12 protein-coding genes are annotated in these 17638 nt (G+C 65.7%); 10 read left to right on the top strand and 2 right to left on the bottom strand.

Going from position 1 to position 17638, the window contains the following annotated elements; translation table 11 throughout:
• The first annotated feature begins 270 nt into the window (after positions 1 to 270).
• From HWW87_RS08075 to HWW87_RS08035, 9 genes are all read left to right on the top strand, one after another.
• Positions 271 to 2037, top strand: coding sequence for a methyl-accepting chemotaxis protein (locus HWW87_RS08075; protein WP_175819879.1), 1767 nt, complete (start codon positions 271 to 273; stop codon positions 2035 to 2037).
• Between the two features lie 544 nt (positions 2038 to 2581).
• Positions 2582 to 4504 (top strand): PrkA family serine protein kinase, encoded by a 1923-nt coding sequence (locus HWW87_RS08070; RefSeq protein WP_174388863.1) that lies wholly within the window; start codon positions 2582 to 2584, stop codon positions 4502 to 4504.
• A gap of 125 nt (positions 4505 to 4629) precedes the next feature.
• On the top strand, positions 4630 to 5898 hold the full coding sequence (locus HWW87_RS08065) for a YeaH/YhbH family protein (protein ID WP_175819878.1): 1269 nt from the start codon (positions 4630 to 4632) through the stop codon (positions 5896 to 5898).
• Positions 5895 to 7574, top strand: coding sequence for a SpoVR family protein (locus tag HWW87_RS08060; protein WP_175819877.1), 1680 nt, complete (start codon positions 5895 to 5897; stop codon positions 7572 to 7574). Before HWW87_RS08065 ends, HWW87_RS08060 begins: the two co-directional genes overlap by 4 nt.
• A gap of 235 nt (positions 7575 to 7809) precedes the next feature.
• The gene (locus HWW87_RS08055; protein WP_175819876.1) at positions 7810 to 9114 is read left to right on the top strand and encodes an MFS family transporter; all 1305 of its coding nucleotides are present in this window, start codon (positions 7810 to 7812) and stop codon (positions 9112 to 9114) included.
• Between the two features lie 360 nt (positions 9115 to 9474).
• Positions 9475 to 11412: a rhomboid family intramembrane serine protease gene (locus HWW87_RS08050; RefSeq protein ID WP_244107153.1), complete on the top strand. Its 1938-nt coding sequence runs from the start codon at positions 9475 to 9477 to the stop codon at positions 11410 to 11412.
• Between the two features lie 215 nt (positions 11413 to 11627).
• A complete protein-coding gene (locus HWW87_RS08045) occupies positions 11628 to 12443 on the top strand; it encodes an ABC transporter substrate-binding protein (RefSeq protein WP_175819875.1) in 816 nt (271 codons plus the stop codon).
• Positions 12444 to 12540: 97 nt separating this feature from the next.
• Positions 12541 to 13263 carry an amino acid ABC transporter permease gene (locus HWW87_RS08040; protein ID WP_174430357.1) on the top strand — a complete coding sequence of 241 codons (723 nt, stop codon included), beginning with the start codon at positions 12541 to 12543 and terminating at the stop codon, positions 13261 to 13263.
• 2 nt (positions 13264 to 13265) lie between these two features.
• Positions 13266 to 13991 (top strand): amino acid ABC transporter permease, encoded by a 726-nt coding sequence (locus HWW87_RS08035; protein WP_175819874.1) that lies wholly within the window; start codon positions 13266 to 13268, stop codon positions 13989 to 13991.
• 28 nt (positions 13992 to 14019) lie between these two features.
• On the opposite strand, the gene HWW87_RS08030 is transcribed toward HWW87_RS08035, so the two are convergent.
• Together HWW87_RS08030 and HWW87_RS08025 are read right to left on the bottom strand one after the other, a co-directional pair.
• Positions 14020 to 15285 (bottom strand): M23 family metallopeptidase, encoded by a 1266-nt coding sequence (locus HWW87_RS08030; protein WP_175819873.1) that lies wholly within the window; start codon positions 15283 to 15285, stop codon positions 14020 to 14022.
• A 338-nt stretch (positions 15286 to 15623) separates the two neighbouring features.
• Positions 15624 to 16271, bottom strand: coding sequence for a TetR family transcriptional regulator (locus HWW87_RS08025; protein WP_175819872.1), 648 nt, complete (start codon positions 16269 to 16271; stop codon positions 15624 to 15626).
• 151 nt (positions 16272 to 16422) lie between these two features.
• Here HWW87_RS08025 and HWW87_RS08020 point away from each other — a divergent pair, with 151 nt between their 5' ends.
• On the top strand, positions 16423 to 17625 hold the full coding sequence (locus HWW87_RS08020) for a MexX/AxyX family multidrug efflux RND transporter periplasmic adaptor subunit (protein ID WP_175819871.1): 1203 nt from the start codon (positions 16423 to 16425) through the stop codon (positions 17623 to 17625).
• Positions 17626 to 17638 lie beyond the last annotated feature (13 nt).

The following is a 17638-nucleotide window of genomic DNA, read 5'->3' as shown; positions in this document are numbered from 1 at the left end:
CCGGTTTCCGGTTCCGCCGCGCGGCCGGTCCGTCGCACGAGACGGCCGGTCGCGCGGCCGGCAGTGCGCCGGCGCGCCTTTTCTCCTGTTCGCCGTCCTGACCCGAATTGCGTCAATTATTCAGTTCTCTGCAATAAGCAGACGAATAATTCGAAATAATGACGCCTAAACCATCAAGTTATGCGCCACACGGTCGTAAATGCACCGAGTGAAGCAATGCTTCGAGCCAACGGGCCGGCCCGTTCATGACGACGCAATACAGGATGGATGATGGTGTTCAGGAACCTGACGATTCGTGCGCGCATCGGTTTGACGATGGCGTTTCTGGCGGTACTGCTGGGTGTCACCGGCGTGCTCGGTCTGTACGGGATGACGCGTTCGAATGATTCGACGCGCGAGATTTTCACGAACCAGATGCCGAGCGCGGTCAACGTGGCGACCGCAGAAATGTTCGCCGCGCGCGAGCGCCTCGCACTCGACCGGGCGGCGCTGCTGGCCGGCACGCCCGACTCCACGGCCGCCATCGAGCGCAGCCGCGCGATGCGCACGCAGTCCGACGCATGGTGGCAGAAATATCTTGCGCTGCCGCGCGACGCCGATGAGGACCGGCTTGCCCAGGACGTCGCCGCCCGGCGCAAGGTGCTGCAGGGCAGCTGCGACGCGTTCGCGGGTGCGGTCGCGGCCGGCGATCACGACCGGATCGGCGACGGCGCGAAGCAGCTTCAGGCGCGCTATAACGAGCTGGCCGTGGCCGGCGAAGCGCTGCGCAGCTTCCAGTTCACCAATGCGCAGGCGCGCTTCGATCAGGCGGAATCGGTGTTCGAGACGATGCGCGTGCTGTCGATCATTGTGCTGCTGGCCGGCATCGGCGCCGCGGTGCTGTCGTGGCTGACGCTGAGCCGCGCGATCGGCCGTCCGATTGCCGATGCGCTGTCGCATTTCGACGCGATCGCCGCAGGCGACCTGCGCCGGCCGATCGTCGTGGAGCGGCGCGACGAGATGGGCCAGTTGCTGGAAGGCCTGGCGAGGATGCAGCGCGGGCTCGTCGACACGGTGCGTACCGTGCGCGGCGGCAGCGAGTCGATCGCGACCGCGGCCCGCCAGATCGCGGCCGGCAACATCGACCTGTCGTCGCGTACCGAGGAGCAGGCCGCGGCGCTGCAGGAAACCGCGTCGAGCATGGAGCAGTTGACGGGCACCGTGAAGCAGAATGCGGACAATGCGCGCCAGGCAAGCTCGCTGGCCGCGAATGCGTCCGAGATTGCAAACAAGGGCAATACGGTGGTCGGCCAGGTGGTCGGCACGATGGGCGAAATCAACGACAGCTCGGCGAAAATCGCGGACATCATCGCGATCATCGAGGGAATCGCGTTCCAGACCAACATACTTGCGCTGAATGCGGCCGTCGAAGCCGCGCGGGCGGGCGAGGAAGGCCGCGGCTTCGCGGTCGTCGCCGGCGAAGTGCGCAGTCTCGCGCAGCGTTCGTCGAGCGCGGCGAAGGAAATCAAGGCGCTGATCGACGCGTCGGTGGAGCGTATCCGGACGGGCTCGACGCTGGTCGACGAAGCGGGGCGCACGATGAGCGACGTGATCGGCGCGGTCCAGCGCGTGACGGACATCATGGGCGAGATCGCGGCGGCGTCCGAGGAGCAGAGCGGCGGGATCGACCAGGTGGCGCGCGCGGTCGCGCAGATGGACGAGGTCACGCAGCAGAATGCGGCGCTCGTCGAGGAAGCCGCGGCCGCCGCGCAGTCGCTCGAAGAACAGGCGGCCCGCCTGCGCGAAACGGCGGCGGTATTCCAGCTCGACGACGAAGCGGCGCGCGCGGGCACCGTCGCTGCGGTGGCGCGGCATGCGCCGCCGCGCGCGACTTCCGCGCCGGCTGCGGCGCCGGTACAGGCTGCTGCGCGCATCGAACGCGATGCCGCGCCGAAACGCGCGGCCGCCGCGATGCCGGCGCGCAAGCCTGCCGCCGTATCGGCTGCGCCCGCGCCGGCAGCGGCGACCGCCGGCGGCGACGACTGGGAGACGTTCTGATCCGCGCGTGCCGCGTATCTATCCCCATTTGGTGACGAACGACGCCCGCGATCCGCGGGCGTCGTCGTTTCTGCGACAAGCCAAATGTGACAGCGTGCATCGGCACGTGCGTCACGCATCGCGCGTCACGCACCGACGGATTCGCGCGGATGCGCGGCGTGCGCGCCATGTTCCCGCGTTCGTCGTACGGGTATGTCCGTAAGGGACTGCGAAAAAAATTTGTAACGGTGCGCGCGGCGTGTCATCGCACGCGGCCGCTCGAACGTATAGGGATGAAGGGGAGAAGTGGCGACGTCGGAGGTGTCCAACGCACGAGACGTTTCGATGTTCGACGAGACGCGGCGGATGCAGTTTCTGCGACTCGGGAGGTCGATTGTAAAACGACGAAATGCGTTGTCCAAGCGGTGTTGTCGAGAATGACGAACTTCATACGAAGAGTTCGTGAAAAAAAATAAGAAAGGGTTTAGGATGAATTCGAACGCGCTTGCTTCTGCGCAGTCATACGAGGGCAGGCACGTCTTCAGACTCAGGCGAGGGAGGTAGCATGGATATTTACAGCAGCTTCGCGAACCGCTTCGAAAAAACGCGAGAGGAAGAGCTCTCGCTGGAGGAGTATCTCGCGCTCTGCAAGAACGATCCATCCGCGTATGCGACGGCGGGTGAACGCATGCTGGAAGCAATCGGGGAACCTGAACAGATCGATACCCGCAACGAGCCGCGCCTGTCGCGGATCTTCGCGAACAAGGTTATCAAGGTCTATCCCGCGTTCCGTGAGTTCTACGGAATGGAGGAAGTGATCGAGCAGGTGGTCGCGTACTTCCGCCACGCTGCGCAAGGTCTGGAAGAGAAGAAGCAGATCCTCTACCTGCTGGGCCCGGTGGGCGGCGGCAAGTCGTCGATCGCCGAACGCCTGAAGCAACTGATGGAGCGCGTGCCGTTCTATTCGCTGAAGGGTTCGCCCGTCAACGAATCGCCGCTCGGGCTGTTCGACTACGACGAGGATGGTCCGATCCTCGAGGAACAGTACGGCATTCCGCGCCGCTACCTGAAAAGCATCCTGAGTCCGTGGGCCGTCAAGCGCCTGCACGAATACAACGGCGACATCCGCCAGTTCCGCGTGGTGCGACGCTATCCGTCGATCCTGCGGCAGGTCGGCATCGCGAAGACGGAGCCGGGCGACGAGAACAATCAGGACATCTCGTCACTGGTCGGCAAGGTCGATATCCGCAAGCTCGAACAGTACGCGCAGGACGATGCCGACGCATACAGCTACTCGGGCGGCCTGTGCCTCGCGAACCAGGGCCTGCTCGAATTCGTCGAAATGTTCAAGGCGCCGATCAAGGTGCTGCACCCGCTGCTGACCGCCACGCAGGAAGGCAACTTCAAGGGCACCGAAGGTTTCGGCGCGATTCCGTTCGACGGCGTGATTCTTGCGCACTCGAACGAATCGGAGTGGAAGGCCTTCCGCAACAACCGCAACAACGAGGCACTGCTCGACCGGATCTTCGTCGTGAAGGTGCCGTACTGCCTGCGCGTGTCGGAAGAGATCAAGATCTACGAGAAGCTGATCCGCAATTCGTCGCTGGCCGAGGCCGTGTGCGCGCCGGGTACGCTGAAGATGATGTCGCAGTTCTCGGTGCTGTCGCGCCTGCACGAGCCGGAGAATTCGAGCCTGTTCTCGAAGATGCAGGTGTACGACGGCGAAAACCTGAAGGACACCGATCCGAAGGCGAAGTCGTACCAGGAGTATCGCGACTACGCGGGCGTGGACGAAGGGATGACGGGCGTATCGACGCGCTTCGCGTTCAAGATCCTGTCGCGCGTGTTCAACTTCGATACGAGCGAGGTCGCGGCCAACCCCGTGCACCTGATGTACGTGCTCGAACAGCAGATCGAACGCGAGCAGTTCCCGCCGGAAACCGAGCAGAAGTACCTGTCCTTCGTGAAGGACGTGCTCGCGTCGCGCTACGCGGAGTTCATTGGCAAGGAGATCCAGACGGCCTACCTCGAGTCGTATTCGGAGTACGGCCAGAACATCTTCGACCGCTACGTCACGTATGCGGACTTCTGGATCCAGGATCAGGAATTCCGCGACCACGACACGGGCGAGAGTTTCGACCGCGCCGCGCTGAACGCGGAGCTGGAGAAGATCGAGAAGCCGGCCGGAATCAGCAATCCGAAGGATTTCCGCAACGAGATCGTGAACTTCGTGTTGCGCGCACGGGCGGCGAACGCCGGCAAGAACCCCGTGTGGACGAGCTACGAGAAGTTGCGCGTCGTGATCGAGAAGAAGATGTTCTCGAACACCGAGGAACTGTTGCCGGTGATTTCATTCAACGCCAAGGGTTCGGCGGAGGAGCAGCGCAAGCATGAGGACTTTGTGAACCGGATGGTCGCGAAGGGCTATACGCCGAAGCAGGTGAGGCTGCTTTGCGACTGGTACCTGCGCGTGCGCAAGTCGTCATGACGCGCGCGGTATCGCGCCCGTGCGGCGAGTCCGTACGGGTGCTTTCAGAGGCGCCGCCCGCATGACGGCAGACGGCATGCGCGGCGAGTGCCCCGGCAGATCGATTTTCGAGCGGGAGACCGGGAGTGCTTCATCAAATCATCGACCGCAGGCTGGCCGGCAAGAACAAGAGCATCGCCAATCGCGAACGCTTCCTGCGTCGCGTCAAGAACTACATTCGTCGTGCCGTGTCCGACGCGGTGCGCGACCGTAGCATCAAGGATATCCAGAGCACGCAGAGCATCACGATCCCGCGCAAGGACATCGCGGAGCCGAATTTCCGGCACGCGCCGGGCGGGCGTCGTGAATACGTGCACCCCGGCAACGAGGACTACATACGCGGCGACAAGATCCCGCGTCCGCAGGGCGGCTCGGGCGGCGGCGGCAGTCAGGCGAGCAACGAGGGGGAAGGGCAGGACGACTTCGTGTTCGAGCTGTCGCGCGACGAGTTCATGCAGTACTTCTTCGACGATCTCGAACTGCCGCGCCTCGTGAAGACGCACCTGCTGACGGTGCCGAGCTGGAAGAACGTGCGGGCGGGCTGGTCGGCGGAAGGCACGCCGAACAACATCGACGTCGTGCGTTCGCTGCGCAGCGCGCTCGGCCGGCGCATCGCGCTCGGCTCGCCGCTCGTCAACGAGCTGCGCGAGCTCGAGGCGCAGCTCGAGGTGATGAAGAGCGATCCGGAAGACCGCCGCGCGGAAATCGCGACGCTCGAGGCCGAGATCCATCACCTGAAAGGGCGCATCTGGCGGATTCCGTTCATCGATCCGTTCGACCTGCGCTACATCAACCGCGTGAAGCAGCCGCAACCGTCGAGCCAGGCCGTGATGTTCTGCCTGATGGACGTGTCGGGCTCGATGGACGAGCAGCGCAAGGATCTCGCGAAGCGCTTCTTCATCCTGCTTTACCTGTTCCTGAAGCGCAACTACGAGCGCATCGAAGTGGTGTTCATCCGTCACCACACGCGCGCCGAGGAAGTCGACGAAGAGACCTTCTTCCATTCGACCGAAAGCGGCGGCACGGTCGTGTCGAGCGCGCTCGAACTGATGCGCAAGGTGATGAACGAGCGCTACTCGCCGACCGAATGGAACATCTACGGCGCGCAGGCGTCCGACGGCGACAACTGGACTGACGATTCGCCCAAGTGTCGCAAAATCCTGGAAGAGGATATCCTCACCAAGACACGTTACTTCGCGTATATCCAGGTCGCGCCGGAAGAGCAGAACCTGTGGCTGGAATACGCGCAACTGGCCCTGTCGCAACCGCATCTCGCGATGAAAAAAGTGGAATCGGCTGCGGACATTTACCCGGTGTTTCGCGAATTGTTCGAAAAGCAGGTGGAAATGTCATGACGACTCGCCATCTGCACAACGAGTCGCGCGGCTACGCGCCGCGCCCTTCCGGCGACGACACGGCCGGCCCTGCCGCACCGCAGCAACGCGTGCAGGCCGAACCGCCGCCGCCGGCCGCCGACTTGCCCGGTTCCGGGCAAAAGGAAGCGCGTATGAACGTTGCCGAACGCAAGCCACTGCCGTGCCCGTCCGACTGGACGTTCGAATTGCTCGAGGAATACGACACGCACATCTCGCAGGTCGCCGAACAATACGAGCTCGACATCTACCCGATCCAGCTCGAACTGATCAGCGCCGAGCAGATGATGGATGCGTATGCGTCGGTCGGGATGCCGGTCAACTACCGTCACTGGTCGTTCGGCAAGCACTTCCTCGCGACCGAGAAGAGCTACCGCCGCGGCCAGATGGGCCTCGCCTACGAAATCGTCATCAATTCGAACCCGTGCATCGCGTATCTGATGGAAGAGAACACGATGACGATGCAGGCGCTCGTCATCGCGCACGCGGCGTACGGGCACAACTCGTTCTTCAAGGGCAACTACCTGTTCCGGCTGTGGACCGACGCACACGCGATCATCGACTATCTCGTGTATGCGAAGAACTACGTCGCGGAATGCGAGGAGCGCTACGGCCTCGATCGCGTCGAGGAGCTGCTCGATTCATGCCATGCGCTGATGAACTACGGCGTCGACCGCTACAAGCGGCCGCAGAAACCGTCGCTGTCGAAGGAAGCGGCGCTGCGGCGCGAGCGCGAGGCGTACCTGCAGTCGCAGGTGAACGAACTCTGGCGCACGCTGCCGGGCAAGAAGCCCGAGCTGACGGAGGAACAGGAAGGCCGCTATCCGCCCGAGCCGCAGGAGAACCTGCTGTATTTCGCGGAGAAGAATGCGCCGCTGCTCGAACCATGGGAGCGGGAAGTAATCCGCATCGTGCGCAAGATCGGCCAGTATTTCTACCCGCAGCGGCAGACGCAGGTGATGAATGAAGGCTGGGCGACGTTCTGGCACTACACGCTGCTGAACACGCTGTACAACCAGGGCAAGCTGGAAGACGGCTTCATGATGGAGTTCCTGCATTCGCACAGCAACGTGGTCTACCAGCCGCCCGTCACGAAGCCGTACTACAGCGGGATCAACCCGTATGCGCTCGGTTTCTCGATGATGAGCGACATCCGGCGGATCTGCGAAGCGCCGACGGAAGAGGACTACAAGTGGTTTCCGGAGATCGCGGGCACCCCGTGGCTGCCGGCGATGCACTACGCGATGCGCAACTTCAAGGACGAGAGCTTCATTGCGCAGTACCTGTCGCCGAACCTGATTCGCGAGATGCGGCTGTTCTCGGTGCTCGACGACGACATGCGCGATTCGCTCGAAGTGTCGGCGATTCACGACGAGTCCGGCTACCAGTATGTGCGGCAGGCGCTGTCGCGGCAGTACGACATCCATCATCGCGAGCCGAACATCCAGGTGTGGGCGGTGAATACGCGCGGCGACCGCAGCCTCACGCTGCGCCACTTCATGACCGACAACCGCCATCTGTCGAACGACAGCGAGGAAGTGCTCAAGCACATGGCGCGGCTCTGGCAGTTCGACGTGTACCTGGAAAGCGTCGACGAGGCCGGCACCGTGCGCAAGCGCTATGAGTGCCGCTACGTGCCGCCGGAAGTGCGCGTGTGATCGTCGCGGTCGGACATGTTTGCATCGGACGCCAGCCTGACGGCTGGCGTTTTCATATGACGAACGCGTGGCGGGAGAAAAATTTTCTACATCCGGACGAACCCGGAAAGCCTGTTACTTTACATTTCGCTAAAATCCCGTAGCGCCGTGCGCCGGAACCGGTGCCACGTGCGACCGCACGCGGCGGCTCCCCAGCCGTCTCGCCCAGAAAGTACTAAAAGGAACAGACCAACCCATGGACGTCCAGACCGACCAAGCTGCGCTGTCCGCGCATGACACCCGGCGGCGCGTGTTCGCCATCGTCGGCGCCTCATCGGGCAACCTCGTCGAGTGGTTCGACTTCTACATCTACTCGTTCTGTGCGCTGTACTTCGCGCCGGCGTTCTTCCCGAGCGGCAACACGACGACGCAGCTGCTGAACACGGCCGGCGTGTTCGCGGCCGGCTTCCTGATGCGTCCGATCGGCGGCTGGCTGTTCGGCCGCATCGCCGACCGTCACGGCCGTCGCGCGGCGATGATGATCTCGGTGCTGATGATGTGCGGCGGCTCGCTCGTGATCGCGGTGCTGCCGACCTATGCGCAGATCGGCGCGTTCGCGCCGGCGCTGCTGCTCGTCGCGCGCCTGTTCCAGGGCCTGTCGGTGGGCGGCGAGTACGGTACGAGCGCGACCTACATGAGTGAAGTGGCGCTGAAGGGCCGTCGCGGCTTCTTCGCGTCGTTTCAGTACGTGACGCTGATCGGCGGCCAGCTGTGCGCGCTGCTGGTGCTCGTGATCCTGCAGCAGACGCTGTCGACCGGCGAGCTGAAAGCATGGGGCTGGCGCATTCCGTTCGTGGTCGGCGCGGCGGCCGCACTGATCTCGCTGTACCTGCGCAAGTCGCTCGACGAGACGTCGACGAGCGCATCGCGCGACAAGAAGGACGCCGGCACGATCCGCGGCGTGTGGCAGCACAAGGGTGCATTCTTCACGGTGGTCGGCTTCACGGCCGGCGGCTCGCTGATCTTCTACACGTTCACGACGTACATGCAGAAGTACCTCGTGAACACGGCCGGCATGCACGCGAAGACGGCCAGCAACGTGATGACCGTCGCGCTGCTCGTCTACATGCTGATGCAGCCGGTGTTCGGCGCGCTGTCGGACAAGATCGGCCGCCGCACGTCGATGATCCTGTTCGGTTCGTTCGCGGTGATCGGCACGGTGCCGCTGATGCATGCGCTGAAGGACGTGACGAGCCCGGTGGCCGCGTTCGTGCTGATCACGGTTGCGCTGGCGATCGTCAGCTTCTACACGTCGATCAGCGGCCTCATCAAGGCCGAGATGTTCCCGCCGGAAGTGCGCGCGATGGGCGTGGGCCTGTCGTATGCGGTGGCAAACGCGATCTTCGGCGGCTCGGCCGAGTACGTCGCGCTGTGGTTCAAGTCGATCGGCAGCGAGGAAACCTTCTACTGGTACGTGACCGTGCTGTGCGCGATCTCGCTGATCGTGTCGTGGCGGATGCGCGATCCGAGCAAGGAAGGGTATCTGCGCCACGAGCCGTGATCGGCCGCGCGTTGCGCGTACTTGCATGATGACGAACGTCCCGCCGGTTGGCGGGACTTTTTATTTGCGGCGTGCGATGACGCGCGCGGCGGCATCCGCGGTTCGACCCGGGAAGTGCCGGCATGAGCGTGCCGCGTCATATCGATATGGAAATCGATTCGTTGTCCGCGGCGCGCGATTTCCTTAATCTGACTGCGTAGTTCGTGTGACACCTCCTTGACTGGGATTCGCGCCCGCTGCGTGCAGCGGGCGTCTTTTTATCCCGGATCCGTCGGCCGGTGTCGCCACGTTCTCGTGACGGGACGCGAAATATAATGGCGCTCGCGCGGTTTGCGCGCGGCAACCCATACCAAGATCCCTATGAGAGAACAACAACAACGCCCGATGCCGTGGCTGACGATTCTGCTGGCCGTCGTCAATGCGGTCATCTTCCTGCTGATGTGGCGGCAAGCGTCGTATGGCCCGCTATCGAACGGGCTCCTGCTCGACTGGGGCGCGAACTTCGCGCCCTATACGCTCACCGGGCAGCCGTGGCGGCTGCTGACCAGCGCGTTCCTGCACGGTGGCTGGACGCATCTCGCACTGAACCTGTACATGCTCGTCGTGCTCGGCACCGTGCTCGAACGCGTCGGCGGAACGCTGCGATTCGGCGTCGTATACCTGCTGTCCGCACTCGGCGGCTCGTTGCTGAGCGCGCTGTGGCACGGCTATCACGAGGTCGGCAGCACCAGTCTCGCGTTCGGCGTCGCGCTTCAGACGAGCGGCATCAAGCCGGTCGTGAGCGTCGGCGCGTCGGGCGCGCTGATGGGGCTCGCCGGTGCGGCCGCGGCATTCGCGTTGCGCCGCGCGCGCGAAGGCGGACACGACGCGCCGATCGTGATCAACCTCGGCGCAGTCGGGCAGGTGATCGCGATCAATCTGCTGTCGGGCTTCTTCATCGGCGGCATCGACCAGGCCGCGCATCTCGGCGGCGTGATCGCCGGCTTCGTCGCCGGCTGGCTGATCTACGGGGCCGGCCGGTCGGGGCAGGCCCGCAGCGGTGTCGTCGTGCCGCTCGTGCTCGCGGTGCTCGGCAGCGTCGCGATGCTGTTTGCCGCGCAGCGGGCCGGCAGCGAGGAATTGCAGACGTGGCGCGTCGAGATGGATCGAGAGATGGCGCACGACGCCGCACAGCGTCAGGCGAAACGGCAGGCGGCTGCGATCGACGCGCAGATCCGCGACGACGAGCAGCACCGTCCCGCACCGGTGTCGGCCGAGCAGGCCGCGGGCACGGTCGTGCCGATCGGCAAGTCGCCGTACGCAATGGTGCTCGGCGCATCCGGCAAGCGCCTGTACGTGACCGACATCGACGCGAACTCGCTCGTCGTCGTCGACGTCGACCGACGCGCGGTCGTGCGCACGATCGCGGGCGAGCCGTTCAAGACGGGGCTCGACGGTTGCCCGGGCAATATGTGCCGCGGGCGCGGCGCGAGCGGCGTGTATGTGAGCCCGGACGAGCGGTACGCCTATGTCGCATCGATGCGCGAGAACGGCCTCGTGCGCATCGACCTGAACAGCGGCGCGATCGTCGACGGCGTGGCGCTTGGCCGGTTTCCGCGCGCGATTGTCGCGTCCGCGTCGAACGACAGGCTCTACGTGCTGAACAGCCTCGATGACACGATCTCCGTCGTCAGCCTCGCGCATTGGCCGCAGGTCGTCGCGACGCTGCCGCTCGGCGAGCACGATGCGGCGGGCGTCGAGTTCGGCCGAGCGCTGTCGATGTGGTTGTCGCCCGATGGCCGGCGACTGTATGCCTACGCGATGCAGAAAGGCGCGATCGTTGCGCTCGATACGGCGACGAACGCCCCGGTCCAGACCTATCCGGTCGATCAGGATTTCATTCAGGCGACGCCGGGCGCGAATGGCGCGGGAACGTGGTTCTACAACGCGTCGTCGGTGCAGTGGCGCGACGCGTCGAGCCTCGCCGCGCGCGACAGCTATCCGGTCTGCCAGACGTCGATGCACAGCTTCGACGGCAACGGCGACGGCACGCTGATCGCGGTGACCGGATACGACGACAAGCCGTTGCGCGTGATCAAGACCGCGACGCGCCGCACGGTCGGCGAATTCCCGGTCGCGGGCGGCGTGTCGCAGGCAATCTTCGCGCCGGATCACCGCACGCTGTTCGCACTCGGCGTATCGGGCACGCTGTCGTTCCTGAGCATGGACCACTCGCTCGACTACCTGCAGGACAATGGCGACGGCGAATTCCTGTGTGCGGTGTCCGCCGCCGGCGGCACGGATGATGGCGGCGAGTGACTGCGAGCGCGGCACGGCGCGATGAACGCGCGCGCCCATGCGTTGGCCGCGCCTCATCACGAAACCCGCAGAGCAAAGCACCATTTGTTGGTTCGAATTCGCCGCACGCGCTGATACGTTAGCGGCTTCGCGGCGACACACTCCGTCGCGATGTTCTTCGAACCTTGCGCGCCGCGCGATCCGCGGCGGCCTCCATAACAAATCAGGTCGTGCTCATGAAAATCAACACGCTCGCTACGTGGCTCGTCGGGGTCGCGCTCGTTACCGCAGGCACGGTCGCGCATGCGGACCGTCTCGACGACATCAAGAAGGCCGGTGTGCTGCGCGTCGCGACGTTCGACAGCAATCCGCCGTTCGGCTATGTCGACGCGAAAAACAACCATATCGTCGGTCTCGACGTCGATTACGCGAAGGCGCTTGCCGACAAGCTCGGCGTGAAGCTGCAGTTGCAACCGACCAACCCCGCGAACCGCATCCCGTTCCTGACGTCCGGCAAGGTCGACCTCGTGCTCGCGAATTTCACGATTACCGACGAGCGTGCGAAGCAGGTCGACTTCAGCATTCCGTATTTCTCGTCGGGCCAGCAGTTTCTCGCGAAGAAGGGCGTGCTGAAATCGGCCGACCAGTTGAACGGCCTGCGCGTCGGCGCGGACAAGGGCACGACCAACGAGATCACGCTGCGCGAGAAATTCCCGAAGGCGACGATCGTCGCGTACGACGACACGCCGTTCGCGTTCGCCGCGCTGCGCGCCGGCAACGTGCAGGCGATCACGCAGGACGGCCCGAAGCTGATCGGCCTGCTCGCGAACGTGCCCGATAAGCAGAACTACGAGATTCCGGCGTTCACGATCTCGAACGACTACATGGGCGTCGGCGTGCCGAAGGGCGAAACGCGCCTGCTCGGCTTCGTCAACGACACGCTGAAGGGGCTCGAGGCGAACGGCCGCGCCACGCAGATCTACGACGCCTGGTTCGGGCCGACGACGAAAACGCCGCTCACGCGCATTTACCGTATCGGCGACAAGACCTGATCGGTGGTCCCGCACGCGCGCCGCGACCGGCCTAAACATCGGCCGCGCGGCGCTTTTCGTTTTCATCCGACCGCGCGCGTCGTGCGCGCTCCCCAGCATGCTCGGGTTGGCTCCCAAATATCTGTCCTGGCTCTGGCAGGGCTTCCTGCTGACACTCGGCCTCGCGGCCGCGTCGGCCATCGCCGCGACCGTCGGCGGGCTGCTGCTCGCCGTGATGCGGCATGCGCGCGGCAGGGCACCGCGCATAGTCGCCGCCGCGTACGTCGTCGCGTTCCGCAACACGCCGCTGCTCGTACAGTTGCTGTTCTGGTATTTCGGCGTCGCGTCGTTGCTGCCCGATACGTGGATCGCGTGGCTCAATGCGCGCCATGCGGTGAGCGCGGGCCCGTTCACGCTCGCGTGGCCGTCGTTCGAATTCGTCGCGGGCTGGGTCGGCCTGAGCGCCTATACGGCTGCATTCGTTGCCGAGGAATGCGAGGCCGGCCTGCGCGGCGTGCGACGTGCGCAACACGATGCGGCGGCCGCGCTCGGCCTCACGCCGATGCAGTCGCTGCGCTACGTGGTGTTGCCGCAGGCCGTGCGCATCGCGCTGCCGCCGCTGTTCGGCCAATACATGAATCTCGTGAAGAACTCGTCGCTCGCGATGGCGATTGGCGTCGCCGAGCTGTCGTATGCGTCGCGGCAGGTCGAGACGGAAACGTTCAAGACGTTCGCCGCGTTCGGCGTCGCGACGCTGCTGTACGTCGCGGCGGTGGCCGCGATCGAGGCCGGTGCGTATGCGGCCACGCAATGGCGCGACCGGCTCGGAGCGGGGCGCTGACGATGGACCTTTCGCTGCTTTTCTCGAATCTGCCGTACCTGTTGGTCGGCGCGTTTCCCGACGGCCCGCTCGGCGGCGCCGCGCTGTCGCTGGTGCTGGCGCTCGCGAGCGCCATTGCCTCGGCCGTGCTCGGCGTGGCGCTCGGCGTCGCGATGGCGCTCGCACGCGGCCCGGCGCGCGTGCTGCTCCTCGCGTTCATCGGCTTCTTCCGCGCGATTCCGGTGCTGATGCTGATCTTCTGGACGTATTTCCTGATGCCCGTGCTGCTGCACATGGACGTGCCGGGGCTCGCGACGGTCGTGTGCGCGCTGGCGCTGATCGGCGGCGCGTATCTCGCGCATGCGGTGCATGCGGGGATCGTCGCGGCGGGCGACGGGCAATGGCAGGCCGGGCTGTCGCTCGGGCTCACGCGCTGGCAGACGGTGCGCTACGTGCTGCTGCCGCAGGCGATCCGGATCATGACGCCGTCGTTCGTCAACCAGTGGGTCGCGCTCGTGAAGGACACGTCGCTCGCGTATATCGTCGGCGTGCCGGAACTGTCGTTCGTCGCGACGCAGGTGAACAACCGGCTGATGGTGTATCCGGCGCCGATCTTCCTGTTCGTCGCGGTGATCTATCTGGTGCTGTGCACGTCGCTCGACGGCGCGGCGCGCTGGTTGTTGGCGCGAGGCCCGCGCGCGCAACGCGCGGCGCAGGCGACGGCCGAGTACACGGAACCCGCGCGGTGACGTTGCGCCACCGCGCGCGGCGCGTGCGTCACGACGCCGAGTAGTGCGTATCGAAGACGGCGCGCAGCGTCGACTTGTCGATGGCGAAATCACCCCACAGCGGCCCGTCGGTCTGCGCGAACGCGAACGGCGTCGTACTGATCGACGCGAGGCGGAAGCGCCATTGCGCGGCTTCCTGGCGGAACGCGGTGAGCTGCATGTCGGACAGCGCCGTCTGCGCGCTCGCGAGCGTGACGAGCGGATCGACCGGATCGTTCGCGACACGCACCTCGAAATGCAGGTGCGGGCCCGTCGCGGCGCCCGTCATCCCGACCGAGCCGATGCGCTGGCCCTGCTTCACCGTTTCGCCGGTCTTGAGCCCGTGAGCGAACGCGGACAGGTGCGCGTAGTAGGTCGAATAGCCGTCCGCATGATCGACGATCACATAGCGGCCGTAGCCGCCCGGATCGGTGCCGACGAACGACACGACGCCGTCGGCCGCCGCATCGACCGGCGTGCCGCTCGGCGCGGCGAGATCGACGCCCGTATGGAACGCCATCGCCTGCGACAGCGGATGGATGCGCTCGCCGAAGAACGAGCTGATGCGCGTCCACTTGACCGGCATCGTGAACGCGGCAGCTTCGAGCGGCGAGCCGTCGAGCGTGTAGTACGCACCGTGCTCGGCGCCCGGCGCGCGGAACCAGATCGCGCCGAACGTGCGGCCGGCGACGCGCAGCTCGAGCGCGGTGAGGCGCGGCGTGCCGTCGTTCGTGTCGAACGCGACGCGGTAATAGTCGCCGCGCTGCGCACTCGCGCGCATCGCGACCTTGCCGGTGACGAGATCGCCGAGCTGGATGCGCACTTCGGGCGGCACGTCGAGACGGTTCAGCGTATCGGACAGCGTGAGCTCGATGTCGCCCGCGCGCATCCCTTGCTGGTGTTCGGGCGACGCGAACTGGAACAGGCTCGCGTAGCCGAGCATGTCGTTGCGATGCGCGCTGAGCGGCGCGAACAGGCCCGGCTGCAGGCTGCGCTCGTTGCGATCGAGGTGTTCGTTGCGCTCGCCGATCGTGCGGGCGAGCTCGCTCGTCACGAAATGCTGCGCGGTAGGAAACGGTGTATCGGACAGCACGCGCTGCGGCAGTGCGGCCGTGCCCGAGTCGACGGCGCCCGGCAGTTGCGACACGGCCGGCAGCGCGGCGGCGAGGCCGAATGCGGCGAGGGCGCCGAGCACGGCAGCCGGCACGAGCGCGCGCACGGCGCGCTGCGCGCGGCCGGGCGCGACGGCGTCAGGGGTTGCGACAGACTTGACCAAGGTGTCCACATCCAGGAAAGCGGTTCAAAGGGGTGTGGGCGGGGGCCGCCGGCGGCACATCCGTCGAACGGCGACGGGGCGGGCGGCGGGCGTGCAACAAAACAGGCCCCGCCAGGGGCCTGTGTCGTTTCCGTTCGACCCAACGCGCGGGGCGGGCCCGCTTCGAACGGCGGCGTGCATACCGGGTCGAACCCGGTTATCACGAAGACGCTAAAGAAAGATGACAGCGTCAGTCTACCGATGTTCCGCGAAACGTTAAAAATTTTAAAGGGGGTCAGCTCATTCGTTTCGCAGTGCGGTAAGTCGGGTTAAATCAGCATTTGTTACGACGATTTTCGTCAGTCCGGCAATTTTTGCGCGCGTCGGCGCAGGGCGGCGGAAGTGCGGACGGTGTCGAAGCCGGCGTCGAGCATCGCCTCCGCGTCGTTCCACAGGTTGCCGCGCAGCCGGTTGGTCCAGATCATCGACGCGAACACGCCTTCGAGCAGCGACACGAGATAGACGGCGGCCAGATGCACGTCGAGATCGGCGGCGACTTCGCCGGCCGTGATCGCGCGGCGCAGCAGCGCCTTCGTGATGCGCAGCATCTGCAGCTCGAGCAGCATGCGGCGCCGCTGCAGCGCACCGTTTTCCTCGCTCTGCTCGCACTTCGTATAGAGGATCACGAGCACGCGCTGCATCGGGCCCGGCGCGCCGCATTCCTGCAGGTAGTGCGACGCGGCGCGCCGCAGCGTCGCGAACGGCGGCAGGCCGTCGCCCGCGTCGAAACCTTCCGACGTGCGCGCGAACGCGCGGTCGCACATCGCCAGACACACTTCCATCTTGTTGCGGTAGTGGCCGTAGACGGCGCCGCGCGACATCCCGGCGGCCTCGGCGAGGTCCGCCATCGCGGTCTGCGCGACGCCTCTTTCGAGCAGCACGAGCTCGGCGGCGTCGAGGATCCGGTGCTTGATGGCGAGCGATTCTTCCCGGGTCTTGCGGGCCATGTCGTGAAATTCCTTACAGTTCGCTGTCGTTTTATTGAGACAGTGTGCCAGTCACATTGAAACAGCACGTATTTAATCAGTCGTGACTGATTATAATCGGCCACCCTGAGCCGCCGCATTGTATCGGCGGCGAATGATCCGAGGTCAGAACATGAATAACAAACGCACCCTGTGGCGCCGCATGCGGCTGGCGCCGTTCGCGCTCGCGGCCCTGCTGGCCGTGACCGGATGCGGAAAGGGCGACAAGGACACCGCGCCGGAGACCGCGAAGCAGGCCACCGTCGTGACGGTGCGCCCGACGGCCGTGCCGATGACCGTCGAACTGCCGGGCCGGCTCGACGCATACCGGCAGGCGGAAGTCCGCGCGCGGGTCGCGGGCATCGTCACCGCACGGACCTACGAGGAAGGCCAGGAAGTGAAGCAGGGCGCGGTGCTGTTCCGCATCGATCCCGCGCCGCTGAAGGCCGCACGCGACGCCGCGCAAGGCGCGCTCGCGAAGGCGCAGGCCGCCGCGCTCGCGGCGACCGACAAGCGCCGCCGTTACGACGATCTCGTGCGCGATCGCGCGGTGAGCGAGCGGGACCACACCGAAGCCGTCGCGGCCGATACGCAGGCGAAGGCCGAGGTCGCCTCCGCGAAGGCCGAACTCGCGCGGGCGCAACTTCAGCTCGACTACGCGACCGTCACCGCGCCGATCGCGGGCCGCGCACGGCGCGCGCTCGTGACCGAGGGCGCGCTCGTCGGCCAGGACCAGGCGACGCCGCTCACGACCGTCGAGCAGCTCGATCCGATCTACGTGAACTTCTCGCAGCCGGCCGCCGACGTCGACGCACTGCGTCGCGCGGTGAAGAGCGGGCGCGCGACGGGCATCGCGCAGCACGACATCGCGGTGACGCTGCTGCGCGCCGACGGCACCGCGTATCCGCTGAAGGGCAAGCTGCTGTTCAGCGATCTCGCGGTCGATCCAACCACCGACACCGTCGCGATGCGCGCGCTGTTCCCGAATCCGGAGCGCGAGCTGCTGCCGGGCGCGTATGTGCGGATCGCGCTCGACACGGCGGTCGACCAGCGGGCGATCCTCGTGCCGCGCGACGCGCTGCTGCGCACGACCGACCGTACGTCGGTGCGCGTGGTCGGCGTGAACGGCAAGGTCAAGGACGTCGAGGTCACGGCCGACCAGATGAGCGGCCATGACTGGCGCATCACGCGTGGCCTCGCGGGCGGCGAGCGCGTGATCGTCGACGACGCCGCGCAGTTCGCGCCCGATACGGCCGTCAAGCCCGTCGAAAAGGCGCCGCCGTCGAAGGCGGCGCCGGCAGCGGCCGCTTCGCAGGCGGCCGCCCGTCAAACCTGATCGGTTCAAACCA

The sequence above is a fragment of the Burkholderia sp. BCC0419 genome, assembly GCF_902830285.1.
Lineage (GTDB): Bacteria > Pseudomonadota > Gammaproteobacteria > Burkholderiales > Burkholderiaceae > Burkholderia.
This window is presented reverse-complemented; position numbering and strand designations above follow the sequence as displayed.

Bases quoted from the DNA above. Each gene is read 5' to 3' on its own strand.
- HWW87_RS08045 (WP_175819875.1), top strand. From the start codon at position 11,628: ATGAAAATCAACACGCTCGCTACGTGGCTCGTCGGGGTCGCGCTCGTT.
- HWW87_RS08055 (WP_175819876.1), top strand. From the start codon at position 7,810: ATGGACGTCCAGACCGACCAAGCTGCGCTGTCCGCGCATGACACCCGG.
- HWW87_RS08075 (WP_175819879.1), top strand. From the start codon at position 271: ATGGTGTTCAGGAACCTGACGATTCGTGCGCGCATCGGTTTGACGATG.
- HWW87_RS08070 (WP_174388863.1), top strand. From the start codon at position 2,582: ATGGATATTTACAGCAGCTTCGCGAACCGCTTCGAAAAAACGCGAGAG.
- HWW87_RS08040 (WP_174430357.1), top strand. From the start codon at position 12,541: ATGCTCGGGTTGGCTCCCAAATATCTGTCCTGGCTCTGGCAGGGCTTC.
- HWW87_RS08035 (WP_175819874.1), top strand. From the start codon at position 13,266: ATGGACCTTTCGCTGCTTTTCTCGAATCTGCCGTACCTGTTGGTCGGC.
- HWW87_RS08050 (WP_244107153.1), top strand. From the start codon at position 9,475: ATGAGAGAACAACAACAACGCCCGATGCCGTGGCTGACGATTCTGCTG.
- HWW87_RS08020 (WP_175819871.1), top strand. From the start codon at position 16,423: ATGAATAACAAACGCACCCTGTGGCGCCGCATGCGGCTGGCGCCGTTC.
- HWW87_RS08025 (WP_175819872.1), bottom strand. From the start codon at position 16,271: ATGGCCCGCAAGACCCGGGAAGAATCGCTCGCCATCAAGCACCGGATC.
- HWW87_RS08060 (WP_175819877.1), top strand. From the start codon at position 5,895: ATGACGACTCGCCATCTGCACAACGAGTCGCGCGGCTACGCGCCGCGC.